Origin of the sequence: Brevibacillus sp. MCWH, assembly GCF_013096935.1 — a bacterium.
In the GTDB taxonomy this organism is placed as follows: domain Bacteria; phylum Bacillota; class Bacilli; order Brevibacillales; family Brevibacillaceae; genus Brevibacillus; species Brevibacillus aydinogluensis.
Genome location: NZ_SDLF01000019.1, coordinates 14963 through 39260, shown reverse-complemented (window position 1 = coordinate 39260; position 24298 = coordinate 14963). Strand labels below are relative to the sequence as shown.

Sequence of the window (24298 nt, the reverse complement as noted above, 5' to 3'; positions counted from 1 at the left end):
GACGGCTTTCTCCTTATGTATCCAAAATGTGTCCGTTTGAAAGGAAAAACCCGTCTATCCGCTGTGGATAGACAGGTTTTCCGAGCTCCTTCAGGACAGAGAGGGCGGCTTTCCGATCGGCTCCTCCATTTCCCAATCGGCGGGGCGTTCCAGAGAAACGGGTCCCAGTTTGCCCGAGCGCAGGTCGCGCAGAAACAGCTCGGCCGCCTTGTCGTAGTCAATCTCTCCGCGGGATGCCAGGCACCCCCGCTTTTTCCCGATCTCCTCCAGCATCTCCACCCGGTCGTTCGGGAGCGTTTGCAGTTTGAAGCGCTCCTTCAGCCGCTCCGGGTAGTAGTGCATCATGTAGCTGATGGCGAACAGGGCCACGTCGGTAAAATCGATCAGCTCGTCCTTGATCGCCCCGCTCGCCGCCAGCCGCAGTCCCACCATTTGATCTTCAAACTTGGGCCAGAGGATGCCAGGGGTATCCAACAACTCGAGCGTGTCGCCCATTTTCACCCACTGTTGGGCTTTCGTCACTGCGGGACGGTCTCCGGTCTGCGCCACGGAGCGCTTCGCCAGCCGGTTGATCAGGGACGACTTGCCGACATTGGGAATGCCGAGGATCATAATCCGTACAGCCCGTGCCTGCATGCCCTTCTCCGCCCGCTTGGCCAGCATTTCTCCCGCCAGTTCCCGGCACATCTCCGGCAGCTTGCCCACGCCTTTTCCGCTCAGGGCGTCAATGGGCAGGGTGCGGATGCCCTGCTCGCGAAAGTAGCTGATCCACTCTTCCGTTACCTTGCTGTCGGCCAGATCGGCCTTGTTGAGCAGGATCAGTCGGGGTTTTCCGCTGATGATCTCGTCAATCATCGGATTGCGGCTGGAAAGCGGGAGACGGGCGTCCAGCAGTTCGATTACCACGTCTATCTGCTTCAGTCTCTCCGTAACTTGTCTGCGGGCCTTTGCCATGTGGCCAGGGAACCACTGAATCGTCATGATGTCTCACCTGCCTCGGGTGTGTGATAAAGGGAGTCGTCAGCGGGCCAGCCGGAACTGGGAGAGCGGCCAGAAAACGAATTCCGCCCGTCCCACGACCTTGTCCAGTTTGATCGGGCCGATCGCCCGGCTGTCGTGGCTGTTCAGACGGTTGTCCCCAAGCACGAAAATCTCGCCTTCTCCCACTTGGATCGGTCCAAAGTCATTGGTCAGCGGAACGCCCAGTTTTGCCGCCTCTTCCCGGTTTTTGGCCAGGTACGGCTCGTCCACCGGTTTTCCGTTGACCAGGAGTTGGTCGTTGCGCACCTCCACCGTGTCTCCCGCGACTGCGATGACCCGTTTGATGTAATCGCGGCTTTCTTCCGCGTGAAACACGATGATGTCGCCGCGCTTCGGTTGCGTCAGGTGGTAGATCGCCTTGTTGACCACCAGTTTTTCATTGTTATGTAACGTCGATTCCATGGATTCGCCTTCGACGATGAACGGGGCGAACAGGAAGGTACGGATGAGAAACGCTAATGCGATAGCTATGCCGAGCGCCTTGATCCATTCCCACGTCTCGTTTTTGGCGCGGCTGGAGGTAACTTCTTCGCTCATGGGTCCGATCCTCCCGCATTGTGCCTTGGCGGACGCCCGATTCAGGGAATGCGTCCGTGTATGCATGGAATAATGGGAAAAAGAGGGCTGGCAAGCAAACCAGACCCCCTTTGTATGCATAACATGCGATTATTTGCGAATTTCCTTGATGCGAGCAGCTTTGCCCACGCGATCGCGCAGATAGTACAGCTTCGCGCGACGAACTTTACCGCGGCGTACAACCTCAATCTTGTCGATCTTCGGCGTGTGCAGCGGGAACGTACGCTCAACACCTACGCCGTAAGAAACCTTACGAACGGTGAACGTTTCGCTCACACCCGTGCCGCGACGACGGATCACAACGCCTTCAAACAGCTGAATACGCTCGCGCTGACCCTCGATAACCTTTACGTGAACACGTACCGTGTCACCAGGCCGGAACGCAGGAATGTCCTGTTTCATTTGTTCTTTTTCCAATTCACGGATCACTTGGTTCATCCTCAATTCCCTCCTTCCGCTCAGACGTTCATACCCGTCCTCACAAAACTCAGCATCACGCTGAAATCCGGGTAGCGGACCGCCTTAGTCAGCGGGCAAAATTGCCACAAGAAGTATATTATCACACTGGACATGAATCCACAAGTGCTATTCCGATCCGGAACCCGAATTTTTTTCCTCTTCCTCAAGCTCGGCCAGAAGTGCTTTCCACTCATCGAGCAGCTCGCCCTTTTCCAGCAGATCGGGCCTGCGTTCTCTGGTCCTGCGCAGCGATTCCTTCAGCCGCCAGCGCTCGATATTGGCGTGGTGGCCGGAGAGCAGGATGTCCGGCACCTTCCACCCGCGAAACTCCGCCGGACGGGTGTAGTGCGGATACTCCAGCAAGCCGGTGGTAAACGAATCCTTCTCCGCCGACGACTGATTGCCCAGCGCCCCCGGCTGCAGCCGGACGACGCTGTCGATCACCACCATTGCCGCAAGTTCTCCGCCCGTCAGCACGTAGTCGCCGATCGAAATTTCGTCCGTGACCAGGTATTGCCGGATGCGTTCATCGTAACCTTCATAGTGGCCGCAGATGAAAACAAGGTGCTCCTCCCCGGCCAGCTCCTCTGCCATCTTTTGGTTGTACGGCCGGCCCTGGGGGCACATCAGGATGACCCGCGGCTTCGCGTCGCCAGCCACGGCCTCCACGGCGCGAAAGATCGGCTCCGGCTTCAGCACCATGCCGCCTCCCCCGCCGTAGGGCGTGTCGTCAACGGTGCCGTGCTTGCTTTCGGAGTAATCGCGAAAGTTGATCACCTGGAATTGGACGATCCCCTTCTCCTGCGCTTTCCCCAGGATACTGCTGTTGAGGACGCCGTCAAACATCTCCGGGAAGAGCGTCAAAATGTCGATCTTCACCATCCGTCCCCCTTCACAGCAGGCCTTCCATCAGGTGGCAGACGACCCGCTTGCCGGCGATGTCCACTTCCTTGATACAGTCGTCGATAAACGGCAGCAAAATTTCGCCGCGCTTTCCTTTTACCACCCACACATCATTTGCGCCCGGCTGCAGCACGTCCACGATCCTGCCCAGTTCTTCCCCTTCGTCGGTGAATACCTGGCAGCCGACCAGCTGGTGGATGTAATACTCGTCCTCTTCCAGTTCCAGGAGCGCCTCTTCGGGAATCTTCAGTTCGCCGCCCTTGAACTTTTCCACGTCGTTGATTGACGGATAGCCCTGGAAGCTGATGAGTTCGGTCCCCTTGTGGGAACGGCGGGAGGCCACCGTCAGCTTCAACGGCTCCGCCAGCGACGGATGAAACAGATACAGTTCGCTCCCTTTGCGGAAGCGCACGTCGGGGAAGTCAGTGGTGGAAATCACCTTGACCTCTCCCCGCAGCCCGTGAGTGTTGACCACTTTTCCCACGGTGTAGTAACGCGTTTGGCTCACGCTCCTTCTCCTCCTTTCGTGGGGATGATGTGCGGGCGCATCAACTATTGACGGGCCGATTGACGAATCTCGCAAATCCGTCCGTCTTTTACCATGATTTCCGTTCCAGACATGATTTCATCCCACACATCTCCGACGCGAATCTGGACGGGACTTTGCACAGTCGCATATTCAATCTCGCTGCCCTCCGGCAGGTTCTCCGCCTGCCGGAGCTGAAACTGGAGCTGCTCCAACTTTTCCTTGCGCTGCCGTTCCTCCCGGGCGATCCGCTCCTGCACAAACTCAAGCGCCTCGGGGGATCGCTTGCGGGCGTCCGCGAGCAGTTTTTTGGCCTGAAACTGCCACTGCTCCCACTCTTCCTGCCGCCGCCGGATCTGTTGGCGGTACTGTTCCACCAATGCGGCGCGGGATGCTTCCGTCATGATCACCTTCACCTGAACCGTACGCAAAATGGTAAGCACGTCCGACACTCCTTTCGAAGGCTGCCAGCATCAAAAAAGACTGGGACAGCTCCCAGCCTTTTTCTCAGACAATCTCAACCGTGACCCGCTTATCCGTATTGACGGAGGCGGCGATCACGACGGAGCGCAGCGCCTTGGCAATTCGTCCCTGTCTGCCAATGATCTTCCCCATGTCATCGGGGTGCACCGACAGTTCGTAGACGATTGTGCGCTCTTTTTCCACAGCGTTTACACGAACGTCATCAGGGTGATCGACGAGAGCCTTTGCGATCGTTTCGACCAGTGCTTTCATCATCGGACCTCCGGATGACCGGCTTACTTGCCGAATTTGCTTTCGTGTACTTTCGCCAGAACGCCTGCTTTGGACAGCAGGTTGCGAACCGTGTCAGTCGGAGCTGCACCGTTCAGGATCCATTTCACCGCTTTTTCGGTATCGATGTTCACCACAGCCGGTTGTGCAACCGGGTTGTAGTAACCGATTTCCTCGATGAAACGGCCGTCGCGCGGAGAACGGGAGTCAGCCACTACCACGCGGTAGAACGGGGCTTTCTTGGAACCCATGCGCTTCAGACGGATTTTTACTGCCATGCTGTTTCACCTCCTGTATGAATCAACGCAACGGTCAACTTGTCGCGTTGGCGTCACTATTTATCTGAACCATCGCGTCACCTGCTTAAAGCAGGGCGCGAAGAGATCATACAACATCACTTGAACGGGGGCTTGAAGTTGAACGGGAAGTTCATGCCTCCCGGATTGCCGCCGCCCTTGCCCAGAAACGGAAGGCCAAAGCCTTTTTTCTTCGCCTTCTTTTTCATCTTGTCGGCCACGCCGGTGAACTGTTTCATCATCTTCTTCATTTCTTCGAACTGCTTGATGAACCGGTTCACTTCCTGGATCGACGTGCCGCTTCCGGCCGCAATCCGCTTGCGTCGGCTGGCGTTCAGCAGCTCGGGGTTGGCCCTCTCCGCTTTCGTCATCGACTTGACGATCGCTTCGATGCGGGCAATCTGCTTTTCATCCACCTTGAGCTGGCCCTTCAGCTTGTTCATGCCAGGCAGCATGCCGAGAATGTCTTCGAACGGGCCCAGGTTGCGCAGCTGCTGCATGGATTCGAGAAACATGTCAAAGGTGAACTCCCCTTGACGCATCTGCTTCTCCATTTCCCGCGCCTTTTCCTCGTCAACTGCCGCCTGCGCCTTTTCGATCAGGCTGAGCACGTCGCCCATCCCGAGAATCCGCGATGCCATCCGATCCGGGTGGAAGGGTTCCAGCGCGTCCAGCTTTTCGCCCATCGCCGCAAACTTGATCGGCTTGCCGGTGACGGCCTTGACGGACAATGCGGCACCGCCGCGCGTGTCGCCGTCCAGCTTGGTGAGCACCACGCCAGTCAGTTCGAGCTGGCTGTTGAAGCTTTCTGCCACGTTGACGGCGTCCTGACCGGTCATCGCGTCGACGACGAGCAGAATTTCATCCGGCTTGGCCACGTCGCGAACCTGCTTTAACTCCTCCATCAGCGCTTCGTCGATGTGGAGCCGGCCGGCGGTGTCGATCAGCACGTAGTCGAGATGGTTCTCTTTGGCGTGCTCGATCGCCTGTCTGGCAATCTCCACCGGACTGACCTGGTCGCCGAGGGAGAACACCGGCACGTTCAACTGTTCGCCCAGCACCTGCAGCTGCTTGATCGCCGCCGGACGGTAAATGTCCGCCGCCACCAGGAGCGGTTTGCGGTTCTGCTTTTGCAGATACTTGGCCAGTTTTCCGGTCGTGGTCGTCTTACCGGCACCCTGCAGCCCCGCCATCATCACGACGGTCGGCGGCCGGTTGGCGACGGCCAGCTGGGCGACTTGTCCGCCCATCAGTTCGATCAGCTCTTCGTTGACGATTTTGATGACCATCTGGCCGGGCGTCAGGCTTTTCAGCACCTCTTGCCCGACAGCGCGCTCCTTGACGCGCGCGATAAAGTCTTTGACGACTTTAAAGTTGACGTCGGCTTCCAGCAGGGCCAGACGAACTTCGCGCATCGCTTCATTGACGACGGTTTCGTCAATCTTGCCTCTGCCGCGCAGTTTGTCAAATGCGTTCTGCAGCCGACTGGTCAAGTTTTCAAATGCCATGCGAGCCCTCCTAATCCATCTCCGACAGTTGGTGGAGCAAAGCTTGCAGTTCCTCTCTTGCCTCGCCGTCCGCGAGCTCTTCCACAATCCGCCGGATGCGTTCCAGAAGAGCCTGGCGCTGTTCGTGCTTGGCGGCCAACAGCAGTTTTTCCTCGTACTCAAACAACTGCCGCTCCGCCCGCTTGATGTGATCGTACACCGCCTGTCTGCTCACTTCGTGCATCTCGGCGATTTCTCCCAGCGACAAATCATCCAGATAGTACAGCTCCAGATATTCACGCTGCTTGCCTTTCAAGAGCGGCGCGTAAAAGTCGAACAAGAGATTTACCTGATTGGTCTTCTCCAGCATGAAACCAATCCTTTGCTGAGAGGTACTCGATTATGTCCTGTAAAGTGATTCTCCTTTACAGCACGATAACTATACTACCCAATTCTCCATGCACTGTCAAGGTTTTTTATTGACACAGATTACGGACGAATGTTCACAATCATCGCCTCCGGACCGGTTGGGGAAAAACTGCCCCCTTTCGGTTCGATGCTGACGGCGATGTTCGTGACCCGGCGGATATCGCCGTCGTGGACATACAGGTGTGCCATCCGTCCCTTCCATTGTAACACACCTGCGTTTGCCCTGCTGTCTCCGATGATAAACCAGACCTGATAATCCTTCTCTTCCAGCGGGTCCAGTCCTTCCGCCAGGATCAGCAGTTCGTTGGACATGTCGTTGATCCAGACATATCCCCTGACGTTGGTCCGCATCACGGGCACCGCCTGATGCAGCACTGTTTTCGGGTCGTTGACGATCCGGTTTTGCGTAAGGAACAGGGAGGTGGCAGGTTCACTGATAAAAACCGGTGACGGCTCTGCCCGCTCCATCTCGTCTCCTCGCAGCGGGACGAAAGCCATGGCCGCCAGCAGAACGCAGGCCGCCGCTGAGGACAGGGCCGCTGCACGCCGGCGCGGCAGCCTGTTGTTCATGTCGACGGAGCGAAGCAGCCGCGTTTTCAGCCGGGGCGAGGGTTTCGTTTCCTGCGCTGGCTGAAGGCGTTCAGCGGGTGCTCCGACTTCACCGCTACTGTCCAGTATTACCGCCCACTCGCGATGCAGTGCGGCACAGCGGGAACAGTGTTGCAGATGCCGCGCCAGTTCCTCGCTGCGCTCAGCGGAGTGTTTGCCGAGCACCAGGTCGATCACGTCTTCCTCGTACACGCCGCAATGCTTGTCAGCCACGCTTATCGCCTCCCTTGCCGCTTCCGTGCCATCCCGTCTCCGCCAACTGCTTTCGCAGGTTGTGCAAGCCGTAGCGTATCAGCGACTTGATCGTTCCAATCGGCCGGGCCATGATTTCAGCCAGCTCCCGATGGGTTTTCGCCTGAAAATAGGCCCCGTAAACCGCCTGCCGCTGCGCTTCGGGAATGCGGTTCAGCACGTTTCGCACCGTTTCTCGTTCCAGCTTTGCCAAGACCGATTCTTCCACCGAGTCATCCTGCAGCTGGTGGGTGGCCGCCGTCTGTTCCCGCTGCTGGCTGGCCTGAATCCTGCGCAGGCGGTCCATGCAGCGCGACCTGGTTTTTACCGCGAGCCACGCCTCGACACTGCCCCGCTGCCGGTCGTACTGCGCCGCTGTCCGGTAGGCTTCGAGAAAAATGTCGTGACACAAGTCCTCCGCCTCCATGGGATCGTGCAGCATCCGCAAAGCGATGCGGTAGACGAAAGCGGCGTACCGTTCGTAAAAGGCTTCCAACGCCGCCCGTGAGCCGCGTCCCATTTCCATGAGCAGGCGCTCCCCTTCCAGGTGTTGTTTCGACACGCCCTTCCTCCCCCTTAGCCGATGCCTCTTTCCCAATTTTCTTGTAACAAAAAAGGCGCCCATGCGCAATTGGGTGCAGCAGCGATTGCCCTGACCGGGCCCAGCCGAAAGCAAAAATTTTGCCAGCCGACAAATCCGCGTGCACATGTTTCCGCGTATACGGGGTGAAAGCAACTATCGACGGTAAAAGGGGGAATTGTCATCATGAAATGCAAGTGGAACCGGCAGTGGGCGCTGGCACTGGCACTTGCCCTCGGCCTCGCCGCCGCTGCCTCTGCCCGGGCCGACGCCGCAGGATCGTTGAGCCTGTACACGCCGTATCCTGCCATCACGGTGACGCCGGGTGAGTCAATCCAGTACAGCGTCGATGTGATCAACAACGGAAGCGCCATCGAAAGCGCGGAGCTTGAGGTGGAACACCTGCCGGCCAAGTGGGAAGCGGAAATCACCGCCGACGGGTGGAGCGTACAGACGATCTCCGTCAAGCCCAATGATTCCCGCTCCGTCACCCTGCAGGTGGACGTCCCGCTCGACGTGAACAAGGGGACCTATCGCTTCGAGCTGAGCGCCAAAGGGAAAGCGGTCCTGCCGCTCACCGTCAACGTCTCGCAACAGGGCTCGTTCAAGACGGAACTGATAAGCGAGCAGCCAAACATGGAGGGACCCGCCGACTCGCAATTTCAATACAGCGCCACCCTGCGCAACCGGACTGCGCAAAAGCAGCTCTACTCCCTGACCGCGCAAGCACCGGAAGGATGGGACGTGCAGTTTAAGGCGGACGGAAAAGCAGTCACGTCCGTGCAGGTGGACGCGAACGGCTCAAAGGACATCGTCGTCGAAATCCGTCCGCCGAAAAAAGTGAAATCGGGATCGTACAAATTTCCGGTGAAGGCGGCCACCTCCTCCACTTCTGCCCAGATGGAGCTGGAAGCAGTGATTACCGGCACATATGGCCTGGAGGTCGGCACTCCGACCGGCTTGCTGAGCACAGACGTGACCGCCGGCGGCACGCGGACGCTCCAGCTGCAGGTGAGCAACACCGGGACGGCCGATCTGCGCAACGTGGAACTCTCCGCGAGCACGCCCGTCAACTGGGAGGTGACCTTTGAACCGAAGCGAATCGACAAACTGGCAGCGGGACAAAAGGCGGACGTGACCGCCACGATCAAGGCAGACAGCAAGGCAATCGCCGGTGACTACGTCGTCGATGTCAGCGCCACCGCGCCGGAGGCCGCTGCGGATGCGGAGTTTCGCGTCGCTGTCGAAACCTCGGTGCTGTGGGGCTGGTTGGGCGTTTTGGTCATTCTCGCCGTCGCGGGTGGTGTCGTCTACCTGTTCCGCACCTACGGGAGGCGGTAACACATGGCGGAAGACGTCATCACGTTGTCTTCACTGACGAAAGAGTACGGCAGTTTCAAAGCGGTGGACAACTTGACCCTGACCATCCGCCGCGGCGAAATCTTCGGCCTGCTGGGACCAAACGGCGCGGGAAAATCGACGACGATCCTGATGATGCTGGGATTGACGGAACCCACGTCGGGCATCGTCCGGGTGGCGGGCCACGACCCGACGCGCGATCCGCTGGCCGTCAAGCGAAAAGTGGGGTACCTGCCGGACGACGTGGGCTTCTACGACGACATGAGCGGGCTGGAAAACCTGCTCTTCACGGCGCGGCTGAACGGCATACCCGATGAGACGGGAAGAGAACGGGCGCTCCGGCTGCTGGAGCGCGTCGGCTTGAGCGAACACGGCCACAAACGGGCGGGAACGTTTTCCCGAGGGATGCGGCAGCGGCTGGGGCTGGCCGACGTCTTGATGAAACAGCCCGAAGTGATCATCCTCGACGAGCCGACGCTGGGGCTTGACCCGGAGGGCGTCCGCGACTTTCTCCAGTTGATCCAGCGGCTGAGCAGAGACGAGGGAATTACCGTCCTGCTCTCCTCCCACCATCTGCACCAGGTGCAGCAAATCTGCGACCGCGTCGGGCTGTTCGTGGCGGGCAGACTGCTGGCGGAAGGCACCCTGGCCCAGCTGTCAGCCCAACTGTTTGCCGATGAGCCGATCTTGATCGAAGTCGATGTGCGGCCGGTCAGCGACGAACTGGTCGATCGGTTGGTCAGTCTGGAACCGGTGAGCCGCGTCGAACGCAGGGATGACGGGAGTCTGCTCCTCTCCTGCCGGACCGACGCTGCTCCCGAGATCGCCCGGCTGGCTGTCCAATCCGGAGCTGCTCTGCACCGCCTGAACACAAAAGCGTACGGGCTGGACGAAATCTATCACCGCTATTTTGAAGGGGGGGATGTCCGTGTTTGACCGGTTTGTTCGTCCCCGCGCGGAATCTCTCCACCCGTTTTGGGTGATGGTGCAAAAGGAAATGGCCGACCACCTGCGCAGCTGGCGTTTTGTTATCCTGGTGTCGATCCTGGTCCTGACCTGCATCGGATCGCTGTACACCGCCCTGTCGACGATCCGGGAGGCGGTGCCCAAACAGGACGGCGGATCATCCTTTCTGTTCTTGAAGCTGTTTACGATCTCAGACGGCACGCTGCCGCCGTTTATTACCTTTGTCAGCTTTCTCGGCCCGCTGCTGGGGATCGGGATGGGCTTTGACGCGATCAGTTCGGAGCGAAACAAGGGCACGCTGAGCCGGCTGTTGTCCCAACCGCTGCACCGTGACACCGTCATCAACGCCAAATTTGTCGCAGCGCTCATCGTCATCACCGTCCTGCTGTTTGCTCTGGGATTCCTCGTCATGGGGCTGGGACTGATCGCCATCGGCATTCCGCCTACACCGGAGGAATTGGCCCGCATGGTCTTTTTCCTGGCGCTGAGCGTGCTGTACGTGGCCTTTTGGCTGAGCGTGAGCATCCTGTTTTCCACCCGCTTTCGCCAGGCGGCCACGTCCGCGCTGGCCGGCATTGCCGTCTGGCTGTTCTTCAGCGTCTTTTTTCCGCTGCTGGTCAACCTGACGGCCAGTGCCACGGCACCGGCTGTGCAGACGCCGGAGAACGTGCTGTCCCATCAGCAGTTCATTTTATACCTCTCCCGCTTGTCGCCGAGCCAGTTGTTCAGCGAGGCCACCACGACGATGCTGACGCCATCCGTCCGCAGCCTGGGGCCGCTGACGATGGAACAGATATACGGCGCGATTCCCAGTCCGCTGCCGTTTGGGCAAAGCCTGCTGCTGGTCTGGCCGCAGGTGACGGGACTGCTTGCGGCTGCCGCCGTGTGTTTTGCCGCGTCCTACGTGTTGTTCATGCGGCAGGAGATTCGCAGCCGCAACTGACAGATAAGAAGCCCTTGCTGCTCCCGACGGGCCATGCAAGGGCTTCGTCATTTTTTCATCTTCAGCAATCCCAGACTTTCCAGCTGCAAATGCACGTCCACATGGACTCGCATGGTGGGCCACGCTGCTTTCCATGTTTCCTCTGTGTATGGCTGAGAAAAGGGGCCCAGGGTGCGTTCTCCGATCCGCAGCGGGTCAATCCTCAACTGCTGCAGCTTTTTTACAAGAAGGGCGGCCTTCTGTTCCAGAACCGCTTCCAACTCCCTCGTCAACTGCTGCGCTGCTTCCGGTTGGTTCAGGTCCCGCTCGCCCTGGTATTCTTCCACCCTCCCGGTTCCTTCGATGTAAATCTTCACATCGCCTGTAGGTTGTACCGTCACCTTTGTTTCCGTGTGCAGCGACCCCAGCGTAACTCTTTGTTCCGGCAGGGACAGCAACTTTTGAAATCGCGTCGGTCGGTTGAGAATTTGGAACAGGGGATCGTCAAGTGTCGTGATTTCGCCCACCATTTTGCCGTTGTGAAACAGCGCCGTTCCTTTATAGATCAAATCGGTTCCGTTCGTGGTGAACAGCGGTATCTTCGGATCTGCATAAGGGGAAAAATACGCTTCCATAAAACCGTGCAGATTGGTCACCGTGATTTCCCCCTGCTGCTCATAGTGAGCCAGCATCTTGTACAGATAAAATTCGATCATTTCCTGCTGTTTTACTACCTGCTTGTTCAAGTACGCGAGAAAATCTCCTTCCACGACGATCAGATACAGGCGGTCGGAGATTTCGGGATCAATCATCATGGTGTTGACAATGGGCAGGATGTCTTCCCGGGCGAGACTTTTGGAAATAAAGAGCATGCGCAGCTGCCCGCTTTTCATCTCGCGGTAGTACTTCTGGTTCAGTTGGATTCGTCCTTCCTTCATCAGCCTGACGTTTGCCGTGATCACCCGTTTCTTTTCCTCGACCAGAGGCGGGATCAAGGTTGCCTGCTCCAGGTGTTTGTCCGCTCCCCGGCCGACATACAGCAGGATTGTCGGCGAGATTTCCTCAATGATGTTGTTTTTCACCGACCATGAGCCGCAGCCGGACAGCATCAGCAGCATCGTGAAGAATATCAGGCTGTTACTGCGCTTTTTCACTTTTTCGCCTCCTTGATTGCACGGCATGCAGCACAAGAAACAGGGCGGGAGTCAATGCAAAGGATGCACCGCCGACAACCATCTGCAGTTGTTCCCACATGCGTCTTTGGGTTTCCGATGTCCACAGCCAGTGATCGACAATCAGCAGATACCCCACCACCGCCAATGACACCATGAAAAACCCTCTTGCATGCGGCGGCTTGTGGATTTGCTTCAGCAGAATGCGAAGGGCTCCGTATACGTAAAGCATCAGCAGCGCGATCACCAGGACAATGGGGGCCATGTATGCAGGCACCACGATCATATCAACGCGTTCAAAAAAAGGAAGTTGGATGTAACGCACCAGTTGGACCAGCGCAATATCAATGGATTTCAGATAGGAAGAACCGAAAAACAGCAGCGAAACGAAAAAGAAATACACGTATTCGAAGAGTGACGCAACGTTCCCTGTCAGGATGTATTTGGTCAGCCGCTTCCCCCCCGTCCACGGCCCCAACACAACGAAATATTCCGGCCCGGCTAACGCCGCCCATACGAACAACAGAGATTCGAACCAGTGGGAGGGCCACTGCAGCGGGATGATCGGATACAGATGGGTATAGTTCGCTTCCTGGGGCAACAAATAATACCCGTACAGGACGAGAATCCAGGCGGACATCAGAAAGGCGATCACGCCAAAACGAAGCACCGTCAACATCCCGTGTTTCGCCAAATAATATCCGGCGAACATCATCAAGACGACGAATGTCCCGGTATTGACGGAGGGAAACAGGATCTGGTGCACGATGCTTACATACCCTATCACGACAATTATCAATTTCAACAGCATGATGACCAGGCAGGGGACCATCAACAAGCGCATCCACACGCTCCCCATAAACGGCTGCCATCCTTCCGTTTCATGCTGCTGGTAACTGACTTCCAGGCCCTTTCCGATTACCCACATGTTGAGAAGAGCCAAACATCCTGCAAGCAAAATGATCCAGACCATATACGGTTGAACCAGCACGTTCGGCAGGATCAGCATGAAGTAGCCGACTTGCATCCTGTTCACCAAAACAGCCCACATCCATGGCTGAAGCGGCTTGTCATGGTCAAACAACGAACTGCTCTTCATCGGATCTCCTTTTTCATTCTCGATTTCGCCACCGGTCGCAGGTGCTCAGGCCGCTGTTTCATCAACTTCAACGGCAGCCGAACGATCGTATCCTTCCAATCTCTCCAATACATTGGGGTAAGGGGAGCAAAATACGGCTGCTTCAAGGACGTGAGCCCGGTTAAATGGATAAGCACCAACACCATTCCGAAAATGATTCCCCACATCCCCAGCCAGGCGGCAAGGATCAGCAGGGCGAACTGGATCAATTTGCTGGAGTTCGTCATCAGGTAATTCGGCACCAGAAACGACGCGATGGCGGAGACGGCAATGTGGATGATCAAAATATTGCTCGCGACATTCGCTTCGACGGCAGCCTGACCGACGACAATTCCCCCGACAATCCCGAGCGTCTGGCCGGACTTGGTGGGCATCCGCAAGCTGGCCTCCTTCAGAATCTCGAGGGTGAGCAGCATGAACATGGCCTCCCAAATCGGAGTAAAGGGAATCTCGCTCCTCGACTCCATAAGCAGGTACAGCAATTCCAGCGGCATCGAATAGTAATGGTGCGTGGTCAGCGCCACATACACCGGTGTCAGGACGATGGCAAACAAAAAGGCAAAGAAACGAAGGGACCGCAAGAAGCTGCTGACCATCCAGCGGTGGATGTAATCTTCGGGAGACTGAAACAGATCAAAAAACGTAACGGGGGCAATCAGCGCGAACGGCGTATTGGCGACCAGCCAGACAATTTTTCCGCTGGCCAGTGCGGCGGCTACCGCGTCCGGCCTGTCTGTCTGCTGAAACTGCGGAAAAACGCTGCCCATGTGATCCTCCAAAAACGCACTGACATGCGACGAATCAAAAAATACATCGAAATCAATGTTGGATGTCTTTTCAAATGCGAGCCGGATGTTTTCCGGATTGGCAATTCCCTCGATGTATAGCAGCGCGACGTTTGTTTTGCTCAACGTTCCCAGGGTAAACAAACAGTACTTCAGTTCCGGCACGGGCAACCGCCTGCGGATCATGGTCAGATTGTGATCCAACTGCTCGCTCAGGCTGTCCTTTGGTCCGTAGACGATGGCTTCCTGCTCCGAGCTTTCAATGGAACGGCTGATGGTGCTGGGAATATGCACGGCAAATACCCGTCCTTCGCCAAACACGATAACGGCGCCCTGCAGGGCTTGTTCAATCGCCTTTTCCAGATTGGGAACCGGCTTGACCTGATCGGAAATGATGGCGCGGCTAGCGCAGTTGTAATCCCCGTGTACCAGCGGGAGCAGAATCCCCTCTCGCAACTGGTCCGCATCGATCAGGGAGCGAATATAAAACAGCGTGACTGTCTGGGCATTTACCTGCAAATCTTTCACACAGGCATCATGAACGTGACAGAACCGTTTCTGCAGCTCTTCAACCGTCAGGGACGAATCGGTCGGGGGCTGTTCGTCCCCGTGTGCAGGTTCGTCTTTGGCATGAAACGCCGAAAACATGGCAGGGAACAGCCTTCGAAGAATGTTCATGTGACACACCGCCTTTTCGTGCACCCTAAATAGGGAGTATTTCCTACGAGGGTGACAGGCATACAAACGGATGGGGGCACTTCCGGTTCATCCCATACGAAAAAAACCTGTATCGCCGTGAAAGCAATACAGGTTTCCTGTCCCTATCTGCACCTTGTTACTGCTGCTCTTCCGCCGCAGTCTCCTGCGCGATCAACCCGGCAAACAGCGCGTGCACAAACTGCTCAGGGTCAAACGGCTGCAGGTCGTCCACCTTTTCCCCGAGGCCGACGTATTTGACGGGGATGTTCAGCTCGTTGCGGATGGCGATGACAATCCCGCCTTTGGCCGTCCCGTCCAGCTTGGTCAGCACAATGCCCGTCACACCGGCCGCCTGGCCGAACGTCTTGGCCTGGGAGAGCGCGTTTTGCCCCGTCGTCGCGTCCAGCACGAGCAGCACTTCATGCGGAGCGCCCGGCAGTTCCCGCTGCACGACGCGGTGCACCTTGCTCAGCTCTTCCATCAGGTTCACCTTGTTTTGCAGGCGTCCCGCGGTATCGCACAAAAGCACGTCCACGCCGCGCGATTTGGCCGCCTGTACGGCGTCGTAGATGACCGCTGCGGGGTCTGCTCCCTGCTGGTGCTTGATCACATCCACGCCGACGCGTTCGCCCCACACCTCAAGTTGTTCGATCGCAGCCGCCCGGAACGTGTCCCCTGCCGCCAGCAGCACCTTTTTCCCCTGCTGTTTGAACATGTGCGCCATCTTGCCGATCGTGGTCGTCTTGCCCACGCCGTTGACGCCGACGAACAGGATGACGTTCAGCCGCCCGTCCTGCACGTTCAGGCCGGCATCCTGGCCCTGGTCGTTTTTCAGCAGGGCGACCAGCTTTTCCGACAGAATCGGCTGCAGATCCATGGCGTTCTCGATTTTTTGCTTGCGCACCTCGTCGCGCAGTTCGTCAATCAGCTCCATCACGGTGTTGACGCCGACATCGGCCGTGATCAGGATCTCTTCCAGCTCGTCAAAGAAATCGTCGTCGATTTTCTTGTACCGGCGAACCAGGTCTTCCACCTTTTCCACCAGCAGGTCCCTGGTTTTGGCCAGGCCTTCGGTAAATTTTTGCGTAACTGCCTCCGACTTTTGCACGATGGCGTCACGCAGGCGTTTGAAAAAACTCATGGTCATCTCCCTTTACGAAGCGGATTCGATAAATGTTTTGGTATCTTCCAGCTTGACCGAGACGATTTTGGACACGCCGCCTTCCTGCATCGTCACCCCGTACAGCACATCGGCGCTCTCCATCGTCCCCTTGCGGTGGGTGACGCAGATGAACTGCGTCTGGCTGCTGAACTGGTGCATGTACTCGGCAAACCGGTTGACGTTGGCTTCGTCCAGCGCCGCCTCCACCTCGTCCAGCACGCAAAACGGCACCGGCTTGACCCGAAGAATGGCAAACAGGAGAGCCATCGCGGTCAGCGCCCGTTCACCGCCGGACAGAAGCGCCAGGTTTTGCAGCTTTTTGCCGGGCGGCTGTGCGACAATGTCAATCCCTGTCTCCAGCAGATTGTCCGGATTGGACAGCATCAGGTCGGCGCGGCCTCCGCCGAACAGCTGTACAAACACATCACGGAACTGTTCCCGGATGGCGTCAAACGTCTCTTTGAAACGGCGGGACATCTCGGTGTCCATCTCTTCGATCACTTGATAGAGCATCGTCTTGGCCTCGTTCAGATCGGCCTCCTGCGCGCTCAGGAACTGATGGCGCTCACTGAGCCGCTCGTACTCTTCGATGGCGCCCAGGTTGACCGTCCCCAGCGCGGCAATCTCTTTTTTCAGGCGGTTGACAATCTGGTGCTCCTCCGCCATGTCGCCGCGGGGCGGGTACTTTTGTCTGGCCAGGTCGTAGCTGATTTCGTATTCTTCGGAGAGTTTGTTCAGGAGATGATCCAGTTCCACTTCGAAGCGGTTGGCCTTCACCTCTTCCTGATGCAGTCCTTCCTCGAGCGCCTTCACCTGCTTGCGGATTTCCCTGACCTCTTGCTCCACCTGCTCCTGCTGATGGTAGAGGGTGGCTCTCTCGCTGCGCCGCTCCTGGATCAGCCCTGCGACGCGCTCCTTGTCCTGCCGCAGTTCGGTGATCTTTTGCTCCAGTTCGCCGCTGGAGGACTCGTTGGTCCGCTCCAGCTCGTCCAGCGAAGCCAGCGTTTGGTTCAATTCCCCCCACTCCCGCAGAAGCGACGCGCGCTGTTCCGCGAGCCGCTCCAAGTGCTCCACGCGGGACTGGTGTTCCTGCTTCACCTGAGCGTTCAGCACCTTCAGGCTGGTGATCTTCTGATTCATCTCTTCCTTGGATTCGAGCTGTTCCTGCCGCTTTGCTTCGGCTGCGGTAATCTGTTCGGACAGCTGCTTTTCTTCTTTTTCCATGACGGCCAAGGCCGCCTCCAGTTCTGCCAGTTTCCGTCCCGCTTCCTCCATCTCGCGGCGGTAGCTGGCCACGTCCTGGTCGACGAGCATGGCCCGTTCCGCCAGCGAGCGGCCTTCCGCTTCCGTTTGCTGCAACAGCCCCTTTACTTCCTGTTCCTTCAGCCGCAGCGATTCACCCTGTGTGCGAAGCCGCTCCTGCTCCTGCTCGATCCGCTTGAGTTCTTCGGCCAGTTGTTCCATACGCGTAGTATGCCCGGCAATGGCCTCTTCGATCTCGGCCATCTGCGCCTCCAGCTCTTCCGCCTGACGGCTGCGGCCCAGCAGATTGGTCGTATTCTTTTTCAGCGCGCCCCCGGTCATGGAACCGCCGGCGTTGACGATGTCCCCTTCCAGCGTGACGACGCGGCAGCGGTAGTTCAGCGCCCGCGCCACGCGGTTGGCCTGCTCCAATGTTTCTGTAACAATCACATTGCCCAACAGGGATTCGACAATGGGACGGTACGTCTCCTGAAACGAGACCAGTTCGCTGGCGATGCCGACCACGCCGTCCTGTCTGCTCAACAGCCGTTTTTCGTCCGCCTGCAGGCTGCGCGGCCGAATCACGTCAAGCGGCAGGAAGGTAGCCCGTCCTGCATTGTGCTGTTTCAGGTAGGCGATGGCTGCCCGGCCGGCCGCTTCGTCCTCGACGACCACGTTCTGCAGGGCGCCGCCCAATGCCACCTCTACGGCAGTCTCGTACTTTTCCGGCACCGTGACCAGTTCGGCGACGGCTCCGTGAATCCCTGCGAAGCCGCGCTCGCGAGCCTTGAGGATTTCCTTGACCCCTTGCTGGAAACCGGCAAATTCCGCCTGCATCTCCCGCAGCAGGTCGCGCCGCGATTTGGCCGCTTCCCGCTTCTGCTCCCACTGACGCAGTTCCCGGCGGGACGCCTCCAGACGGGCTTGTCCCTCGCGGATCTGCTCGATCGTTTCCTTGTAACGCGTCAGTGTCTCCTGAATCGACAGGTCAATCTCCTGAAGCTGTACGTTCAGCTCGGCCAGCTTGGTCTGGCGGGCCGCCTCTTCCTGATTGAGCCGCTCTTTTTCCAGCTCCAGCCGCTCCGCCCGGGCCTGGCTGGTCTGGCTCAACTGCTGCTGGTGGCGGATTTCGTTGCGCAGATTGGCCATCTCATTCAGTTTTTCAAAGTAGTCTCCTTTCAATCGCTCGACATCGTCGCTGAGCGACTGGAGCATGGCGGCAAACTGGTCTTCCGCCTCCTTCAGCGACGCCTGGGCATCATCCATGCGCTGCTTGGTTTCCTCGACCAGCTGCTCTCCTTCCGCCAGCTCGGCCTCGACGGCATGCCGCTTTTCCGTGATGCGGTGCATCTGTTCCATCGTCTGCTGCCGGTTGGCGGCCAGGTTGCGCAGCCGTTCCTTGAGCACTTCCCGCTGACCTTCCACTTTCTCCGTCTCTTCGCTCACGGACAGCAGCACTTGCTGCAATTCCTCGATGGATTGGTCGATTTGGCTGACGTGAAAGCGGGCCTGCTCCAAGTCGGCTTCCCGCTTCGAGGCCTGGGTCGTCTGTAAGGCCAACTGCTCTTGAAGCTCCTGCACGCGGCGGCTTGCTTCCTCCCATTTGGCGTGCGCCGCCTCGATCTGCTGGACGTAGAGCGCCACCTCGTGTTCCATCAGCGTCTGGCGCAGTTCGTTATATTTGCGCGCAGTGTCCGCCTGTTCCTTCAGCGGACCGATCTGTTCGTTGATTTCGCTGACGATGTCGTGAATCCGCACGAGGTTTTGTTCCGTCTCGTCCAGCTTCTTCTCCGCTTCCCGCTTGCGGGTCTTGTACTTGACGATGCCGGCCGCTTCCTCAAAAATGCCGCGGCGATCCTCTGCCTTGGTGCTTAAGATCTCCTCGATTTTTCCCTGTCCGATGATGGAGTAGGCCTCTTTGCCGAGACCCGTGTCCATGAACAGCTCCATGATGTCCTTGAGCCGGCAGGCCCGGTTGTTTATGTAGTATTCACTCTCACCGGAACGGTAGACCCGGCGGGTGACAGAGACTTCCGTATATTCGACGTCGAGAGAACGGTCGGTATTGTCCAGCGTCAACGTCACTTCTGCGAAGTTGAGCGGCTTGCGCGTATCGCTTCCGGCAAAGATGATGTCTTCCATCTTTGCCCCGCGCAGCGATTTGGCGCTCTGTTCGCCAAGCACCCAGCGGATCGAGTCGGAGACGTTGCTCTTGCCGCTTCCGTTCGGCCCGACGACAGCCGTCACTCCGGGCACGAATTCCAACTCGGTCCGGTCGGCAAACGATTTGAACCCAACCAGTTCCAGGCGTTTCAAATACATACTGATGGTCCTCCTTAAAAACCCGTCCGGCGCATGCGATCACACACCCGCTGCGTCCGGCGCTGCCGCCTGCCGAGCGGGCCCGTGTCGCCGCCGGGCGGGGGCCCTGAAAGAAAGCCCCTGCTGGGAAACAGGAGCAAGTCATCTGCATAAAACCCAATGTGAGATTAGTGTACCATAGAATAACAGCCGAACGAAGACCTTTCCCCACCAGGCACATAGACAAACCCGATGCTGCCGGTTTTTTGGCGGACGGAAAAAAACAGTCTTCGCCTAACGCATGGTTCTTGTCGTCCGTCTTCCCTGGCACCGCTTGTCCCGCCTGCGGAACAGAAGCATGTCAATGGCCAAAAGACGATCGCGAAGCAGGCAGCGTTTTTAAGGCTTGCCTGCAACTGTAATAGTTTATCACAGAACGGCCGTTTGTCGAGAACAAAGAAGCTCCTCTCCGGCATCCCGCCGAAGAAGAGCCTGTTTCGTTCACCTGTATGCCTTTGTGGTCAAAACCGCTGCGCAAACAGCCGGCGTTCCCAGTCGCTTACGTGCCGGGTGTATTTCTCCCATTCCGTACGCTTTATCTTGATATACTCTTCCCAGATCTCGCGGCCGATCGCCTGGGCCAATATGGTGTCCTGGCTCAGGCTGTCCACCGCCTCTTCCAGCGTCCGCGGCAGGCGGGCAATCCCCCGTTCCTGCATCTGCGCCTCAGTGAGCCAGCTGACGTCATCGCTCGCCGGCTCGCCGGGATGAATGCGGTTGTGAATGCCGTCGAGACCGGCGGCCACGAGACAGGCTGACAGCAGGTATGGATTGCAGGTGCCGTCTCCCCCGCGGAATTCAAACCGGCGAGTACGCCGCTTCTCCGGGATGCGCACCAGGACGGAGCGATTGCCTGCGCCGTAGCAGATGTGGGCCGGCGCCCACGTGCCCGGCCGCATCCGCTTGTACGAATTGATGCTCGGCGCTCCGATGGCGATCAGGGAGCGGCCGTGTTTGAGCAGGCCGCCGATAAAATGGTACGCCTTTTCCGACAAATCCAGTCCACGCGGGTCAGTGTTGTCGGCGAACAGGTTCTCTCCCGCGTCGTTGTACAGGCTGATGTGCACGTGCAGGCCACTGCCGGCCAGGTGCTCGAACGGCTTGGGCATCAGTGTGCCGATCAGTCCCTTGTCGCGCGCGATCTGCTTGAACACCTGCTTGAACGTCACCTGGTCATCCGTCGCCTGTAAAGCATGCGTGTAGCGCAGGTTGACTTCCAGTTGACCCGGTCCGTATTCGCTGGAAATCTGTTCAGTCCTCACGCCCATCGCCTCCAGCGCGTGGACGAACGATTGCACGAAATCCTCCTGGATATCGACGCCGTCAGGAGAAAAACAGTGGCTGTCGTCGGCGGGGACGAGCCGGCCGTTTTCCTCTCGTAACAGGTAGGCCTCCTGCTCGTAAGCCATGTACATCCTGCCGCCCATGACCGACTCCACTTCCTTCAGCAGCCGCTTCAGCGCATGGCGGGGACAGCCCGGCCAGGGGTCGCCGTTTTCGTCCACCAGGTCGCAAAGCATGCGGGCGGTTTTTCTGCGGTAGGGCAGGATGACAAAGGTAGCTGGATCCGGAACGGCGAAGAAATCACCGTCCCCGGCCCCGTACATCGGGTTGGGAATGTACTCGTCGAAGCTGTCGAAACTCATGATGGCCGTGCTGAAGTTGATGCCTCTCTCCATCGCATCCCGCAAATTGTCCGGGCGAATCGTTCTGCCTCGGATCAACCCGGCGTAGTCCAGAAACTCCACGCGAATGAATTCAATCTCCTGTTCCTTTACAATCTTCATGACATCGTCTGCTGTGTACATCATGCGTCTCTCCTTTCCTGTAAGGTGCTGCATGCGAAACGGCTTACAATTCCAGCGTCGTTGACTTGTCCTTGAACACGCGGCTGCGGATGAAGAGGTACACTGCCCCCAGCGCCAGCCAGGCGATTCCCGCCTTGATCGCCAGCGGATCCATGGAGGTCAGCACGTAGGCGATTACGCTCATACCGATCAGTGGACAGAGCAAATGAGCGACAACCTGCCGGGATTTTTGGCGAATGGTGAAATGGACAATGACGGACAGATGGAGCACCACAAAACTGGTGAGCGCCCCGAAGTTGACCAGATTGGTGAGCAGCGGCATGTGGTCTTGAAAGCCGAGACTGACGATCAGCGACACCACCGCGACAAGCACGGTGCTCACGTAGGGCGTTTGGTACCGGGGATGGACCTTGGCCAAAACAGCGGGAAGTTTGCGGTCGCGCCCCATCGAAAACAGAATGCGGGATATGGCCGCCTGCGCCACCAGCGCCGCAGAGATGCCCCACGACAAAACAGTGGCGAGGATGGACACCGTCTTCAGCCACACTCCTCCGGCGGCACCGGCGATTTCGTAGAAAGCCGTATCGAGACTGTCAAACTGCATGCCTCGCCCCAGATCGCTCGCCACCCAGGTCTGCGCGATAAACAGAAAACCGACGGTGAAGAGTGCTGTCACGCTTGCCCGCCCGACCGCCTTGCTGCCCCCTTTGACCTCTTCGGAGAGCGTGGATATCGCGTCAAACCCGAGAAAGGAGAGAACTGCGATGGAGACTGCACTCATCACCAGATTCAGGTCAAAATGTTCCGCGTCATAGATCGGCTTGACGGTAAAACCGCCGCTCCCCAGCAGCGCGGTGACGCCGGCGATCAAAAACAACACCAGCACGGCGAACAGGATGATCAGCATGATCTTGTTGGCTCTCGCCGTGAACTCCACGCCGCGCACGTTGATGACCGTGTTGACGGCGAGAAACAGCACGATCCAGACCCAGGCGGGAATCGTCGGAACCAGGGAAGTCAGCGCGTTGGCGCTCACCACGTAACAGAGGGAAGGGATGAGGATGTAGTCCAGCAGGATTGCCCAGCCGGAAAAGAAGCCCACGGTTTCGTGGATGCCGCGCTGCGCGTACGCGTAGACCGAACCAGCGACGGGAAACGCCTCAGACATGCGCGCATAGCTCAACGCCGTAAAAATCATCCCGGCCATGCCGATCAGGTATGCCAGCGCCACCATCCCTTTCGAGGCATCGGCAACGTAGCCGTACACGCCGAATGGCGCAATCGGCACCATGAAGATCAAGCCGTACACGAGCAGATCCCAAAAGCTGAGCGCTCTTTTCAACTCCTGCTTGTAACCGAATTGCTCAATCATGCTAGCCCACCTCACCAGGCAATCTCGTACACCTCGGTAAAATTGCGGTACAGCACCCCTTCGGCAATGTGCAGGGCCACGTCGGCATCCATGTAGTCACGCGCAATCCACCCTTCCAGCACGCGCGTGAAGCACTCCTTGAACAAGTGCACGCCCAGCCAATTCATCTCCGGCAGGGTAAACGCGTCCGAACCGTACATCACCTTGGAAAACGGCGCAAATTCAAAGACGTGCGAGAGAATCCGCTCCACCCCGTGGCCGATAAACGGATTCTGCAGGGAAATGTCCAGATAGACACGGGGCAGTACACTGGCGATAAAGGCTGCCTCCTCCACCCACGGATAACCGCCGTGGACAAGGTGCACCTTTGTGTCGATGTACTTCTTGTCGCGCAGAAGATTCATAAGCCTGGCGGGGTTCGCCTTGGTCAGCACGACCTCGCCGTCGCCCACGCCGGTATGGATATGCATCGCCTTGTCGGCTGCCGTACATTCTTCCAGGGCGACGTGCAGACAGTAATCGCGCAACGCCTTAACGGTCGCCCGCGGATCAGAGCAGAATGCCGCGTACTCCTCCGCTGCCGCCCGCTCGTCCATCGGGCCGATCTCCAGACCGCTGCGGTAGGCGATGATCGTTTTCAAACCGAGAATGCGCTCCCCTTTCAACGCCTCGCGCAGATCGGCCCGATACCGCTCGGCAAACGAACCAAACTCCCTGCACTCCTCCCGCAGCCTGACCATGACCGGCTCGATGCGGTACACTTCCCAATACGGCACGCCCGTCATGTCGGCGTATGCCTCCTCGGACAGGCGCGGCTGCGGATAGCCGAAATCCAGCAGCAGTCCGGCGATGTTGGCGTCACGGAACAAGGCCCGGGTATACTCCCGCGGATCGCTCGCCAGCCGATTGCGACAGGCCACCACCTCTTCCAGCACCGGATCACAGCCGTAATACGCTGCCAAGCGCTGAATGGTGATCTGCGTGTACATGTTGGTTCCGGGAACGGGCTGCTTGGGGTGGCCGCGTTCCACGGTTTGGAACATGCCGGGAACAACGGATAAGGACAGCTTGCGAACAAATTCTGCAGGCGACAGCGGGGATGCCTGCTGCAGATACGGGTGGCAGTGGACGTCCACCGCCTTGATGGGACGCAGATCCAGTGTCATCATGATCCTCCTTTCAGGGGCTGTCACACGTTACGGGAAGCAATCTGCATGCCAGCTGCTCCTTCGGCATTTAGGCGTTTTTGCAAGGGAGTAAAGCGACAAAAAAAGAGCGCCGAAAAAAATTTTGCGCAAAATATTTTTGAATCTATTGAATATTTGGATAAACGATCCTATAGTGAAGCTATAGTGAAGTCAGGAATGCTGCTGTTTTGAAACGGCGTTTCCGGCAAAACGACAAACATTTTGCGCCAGAGGG

At 58.0% G+C, this 24298-nt stretch carries 23 protein-coding genes; 3 read left to right on the top strand and 20 right to left on the bottom strand.

Annotated features, from left to right (window positions below; translation table 11 throughout):
• Window positions 1-90: 90 nt before the first annotated feature.
• The 12 genes from ylqF to ETC00_RS15355 form a co-directional block, all read right to left on the bottom strand.
• Window positions 91-981 (bottom strand): ribosome biogenesis GTPase YlqF, encoded by an 891-nt coding sequence (ylqF, locus tag ETC00_RS15410; protein ID WP_171566965.1) that lies wholly within the window; start codon window positions 979-981, stop codon window positions 91-93.
• A gap of 39 nt (window positions 982-1020) precedes the next feature.
• On the bottom strand, window positions 1021-1578 hold the full coding sequence (gene lepB / locus ETC00_RS15405) for a signal peptidase I (protein WP_171566964.1): 558 nt from the start codon (window positions 1576-1578) through the stop codon (window positions 1021-1023).
• 129 nt (window positions 1579-1707) lie between these two features.
• On the bottom strand, window positions 1708-2055 hold the full coding sequence (gene rplS / locus ETC00_RS15400) for a 50S ribosomal protein L19 (protein ID WP_029100188.1): 348 nt from the start codon (window positions 2053-2055) through the stop codon (window positions 1708-1710).
• 147 nt (window positions 2056-2202) lie between these two features.
• A complete protein-coding gene (gene trmD / locus ETC00_RS15395; protein WP_171566963.1) occupies window positions 2203-2955 on the bottom strand; it encodes a tRNA (guanosine(37)-N1)-methyltransferase TrmD in 753 nt (250 codons plus the stop codon).
• A 13-nt stretch (window positions 2956-2968) separates the two neighbouring features.
• Entirely contained in the window at window positions 2969-3487 is a 519-nt protein-coding gene (rimM, locus tag ETC00_RS15390) for a ribosome maturation factor RimM (protein ID WP_171566962.1), read from the bottom strand.
• 44 nt (window positions 3488-3531) lie between these two features.
• On the bottom strand, window positions 3532-3948 hold the full coding sequence (locus ETC00_RS15385) for a YlqD family protein (protein WP_171566961.1): 417 nt from the start codon (window positions 3946-3948) through the stop codon (window positions 3532-3534).
• Between the two features lie 64 nt (window positions 3949-4012).
• Entirely contained in the window at window positions 4013-4240 is a 228-nt protein-coding gene (locus tag ETC00_RS15380) for a KH domain-containing protein (protein ID WP_171566960.1), read from the bottom strand.
• A 23-nt stretch (window positions 4241-4263) separates the two neighbouring features.
• Window positions 4264-4536 (bottom strand): 30S ribosomal protein S16, encoded by a 273-nt coding sequence (gene rpsP, locus ETC00_RS15375; RefSeq protein WP_171566959.1) that lies wholly within the window; start codon window positions 4534-4536, stop codon window positions 4264-4266.
• A 116-nt stretch (window positions 4537-4652) separates the two neighbouring features.
• Entirely contained in the window at window positions 4653-6062 is a 1410-nt protein-coding gene (gene ffh / locus ETC00_RS15370; RefSeq protein ID WP_171566958.1) for a signal recognition particle protein, read from the bottom strand.
• Window positions 6063-6072: 10 nt separating this feature from the next.
• Window positions 6073-6411 (bottom strand): putative DNA-binding protein, encoded by a 339-nt coding sequence (locus ETC00_RS15365; protein ID WP_171566957.1) that lies wholly within the window; start codon window positions 6409-6411, stop codon window positions 6073-6075.
• 119 nt (window positions 6412-6530) lie between these two features.
• A complete protein-coding gene (locus ETC00_RS15360) occupies window positions 6531-7292 on the bottom strand; it encodes an anti-sigma factor (RefSeq protein WP_171566956.1) in 762 nt (253 codons plus the stop codon).
• Window positions 7285-7872 carry a sigma-70 family RNA polymerase sigma factor gene (locus ETC00_RS15355; protein ID WP_304415335.1) on the bottom strand — a complete coding sequence of 196 codons (588 nt, stop codon included), beginning with the start codon at window positions 7870-7872 and terminating at the stop codon, window positions 7285-7287. The genes ETC00_RS15360 and ETC00_RS15355 overlap by 8 nt, the downstream gene beginning before the upstream one ends.
• 204 nt (window positions 7873-8076) lie before the next feature.
• On the opposite strand from ETC00_RS15355, the gene ETC00_RS15350 reads away from it, so the two are divergent.
• Genes ETC00_RS15350 through ETC00_RS15340 form a run of 3 tightly spaced genes read left to right on the top strand, consistent with a single transcriptional unit; the run spans window position 8077 to window position 11158 of the window.
• On the top strand, window positions 8077-9231 hold the full coding sequence (locus ETC00_RS15350) for a COG1470 family protein (RefSeq protein ID WP_171566955.1): 1155 nt from the start codon (window positions 8077-8079) through the stop codon (window positions 9229-9231).
• A gap of 3 nt (window positions 9232-9234) precedes the next feature.
• Complete coding sequence (locus ETC00_RS15345; protein ID WP_171566954.1) at window positions 9235-10185, top strand: ABC transporter ATP-binding protein; 951 nt, start codon at window positions 9235-9237, stop codon at window positions 10183-10185.
• Window positions 10172-11158: an ABC transporter permease gene (locus ETC00_RS15340; protein ID WP_171566953.1), complete on the top strand. Its 987-nt coding sequence runs from the start codon at window positions 10172-10174 to the stop codon at window positions 11156-11158. Before ETC00_RS15345 ends, ETC00_RS15340 begins: the two co-directional genes overlap by 14 nt.
• A 47-nt stretch (window positions 11159-11205) precedes the next feature.
• Here the strand turns inward: ETC00_RS15340 and ETC00_RS20965 are convergent, their stop codons facing one another.
• The 8 genes from ETC00_RS20965 to ETC00_RS15300 form a co-directional block, all read right to left on the bottom strand.
• A complete protein-coding gene (locus ETC00_RS20965) occupies window positions 11206-12291 on the bottom strand; it encodes a Ger(x)C family spore germination protein (protein ID WP_171566952.1) in 1086 nt (361 codons plus the stop codon).
• Window positions 12275-13408 carry a GerAB/ArcD/ProY family transporter gene (locus ETC00_RS15330; protein ID WP_171566951.1) on the bottom strand — a complete coding sequence of 378 codons (1134 nt, stop codon included), beginning with the start codon at window positions 13406-13408 and terminating at the stop codon, window positions 12275-12277. Before ETC00_RS15330 ends, ETC00_RS20965 begins: the two co-directional genes overlap by 17 nt.
• A complete protein-coding gene (locus ETC00_RS15325; RefSeq protein ID WP_249178838.1) occupies window positions 13405-14910 on the bottom strand; it encodes a spore germination protein in 1506 nt (501 codons plus the stop codon). The genes ETC00_RS15330 and ETC00_RS15325 overlap by 4 nt, the downstream gene beginning before the upstream one ends.
• Before the next feature lie 157 nt (window positions 14911-15067).
• Window positions 15068-16072 carry a signal recognition particle-docking protein FtsY gene (ftsY, locus tag ETC00_RS15320; protein ID WP_171566950.1) on the bottom strand — a complete coding sequence of 335 codons (1005 nt, stop codon included), beginning with the start codon at window positions 16070-16072 and terminating at the stop codon, window positions 15068-15070.
• Window positions 16073-16084: 12 nt separating this feature from the next.
• Complete coding sequence (gene smc / locus ETC00_RS15315; RefSeq protein WP_171566949.1) at window positions 16085-19657, bottom strand: chromosome segregation protein SMC; 3573 nt, start codon at window positions 19655-19657, stop codon at window positions 16085-16087.
• Window positions 19658-20157: 500 nt separating this feature from the next.
• Complete coding sequence (locus ETC00_RS15310; RefSeq protein WP_230077096.1) at window positions 20158-21507, bottom strand: glutamine synthetase family protein; 1350 nt, start codon at window positions 21505-21507, stop codon at window positions 20158-20160.
• Window positions 21508-21547: 40 nt separating this feature from the next.
• Window positions 21548-22876 (bottom strand): APC family permease, encoded by a 1329-nt coding sequence (locus ETC00_RS15305; RefSeq protein WP_171566948.1) that lies wholly within the window; start codon window positions 22874-22876, stop codon window positions 21548-21550.
• 11 nt (window positions 22877-22887) lie between these two features.
• Window positions 22888-24042 carry an amidohydrolase family protein gene (locus ETC00_RS15300; RefSeq protein WP_249178837.1) on the bottom strand — a complete coding sequence of 385 codons (1155 nt, stop codon included), beginning with the start codon at window positions 24040-24042 and terminating at the stop codon, window positions 22888-22890.
• Window positions 24043-24298 lie beyond the last annotated feature (256 nt).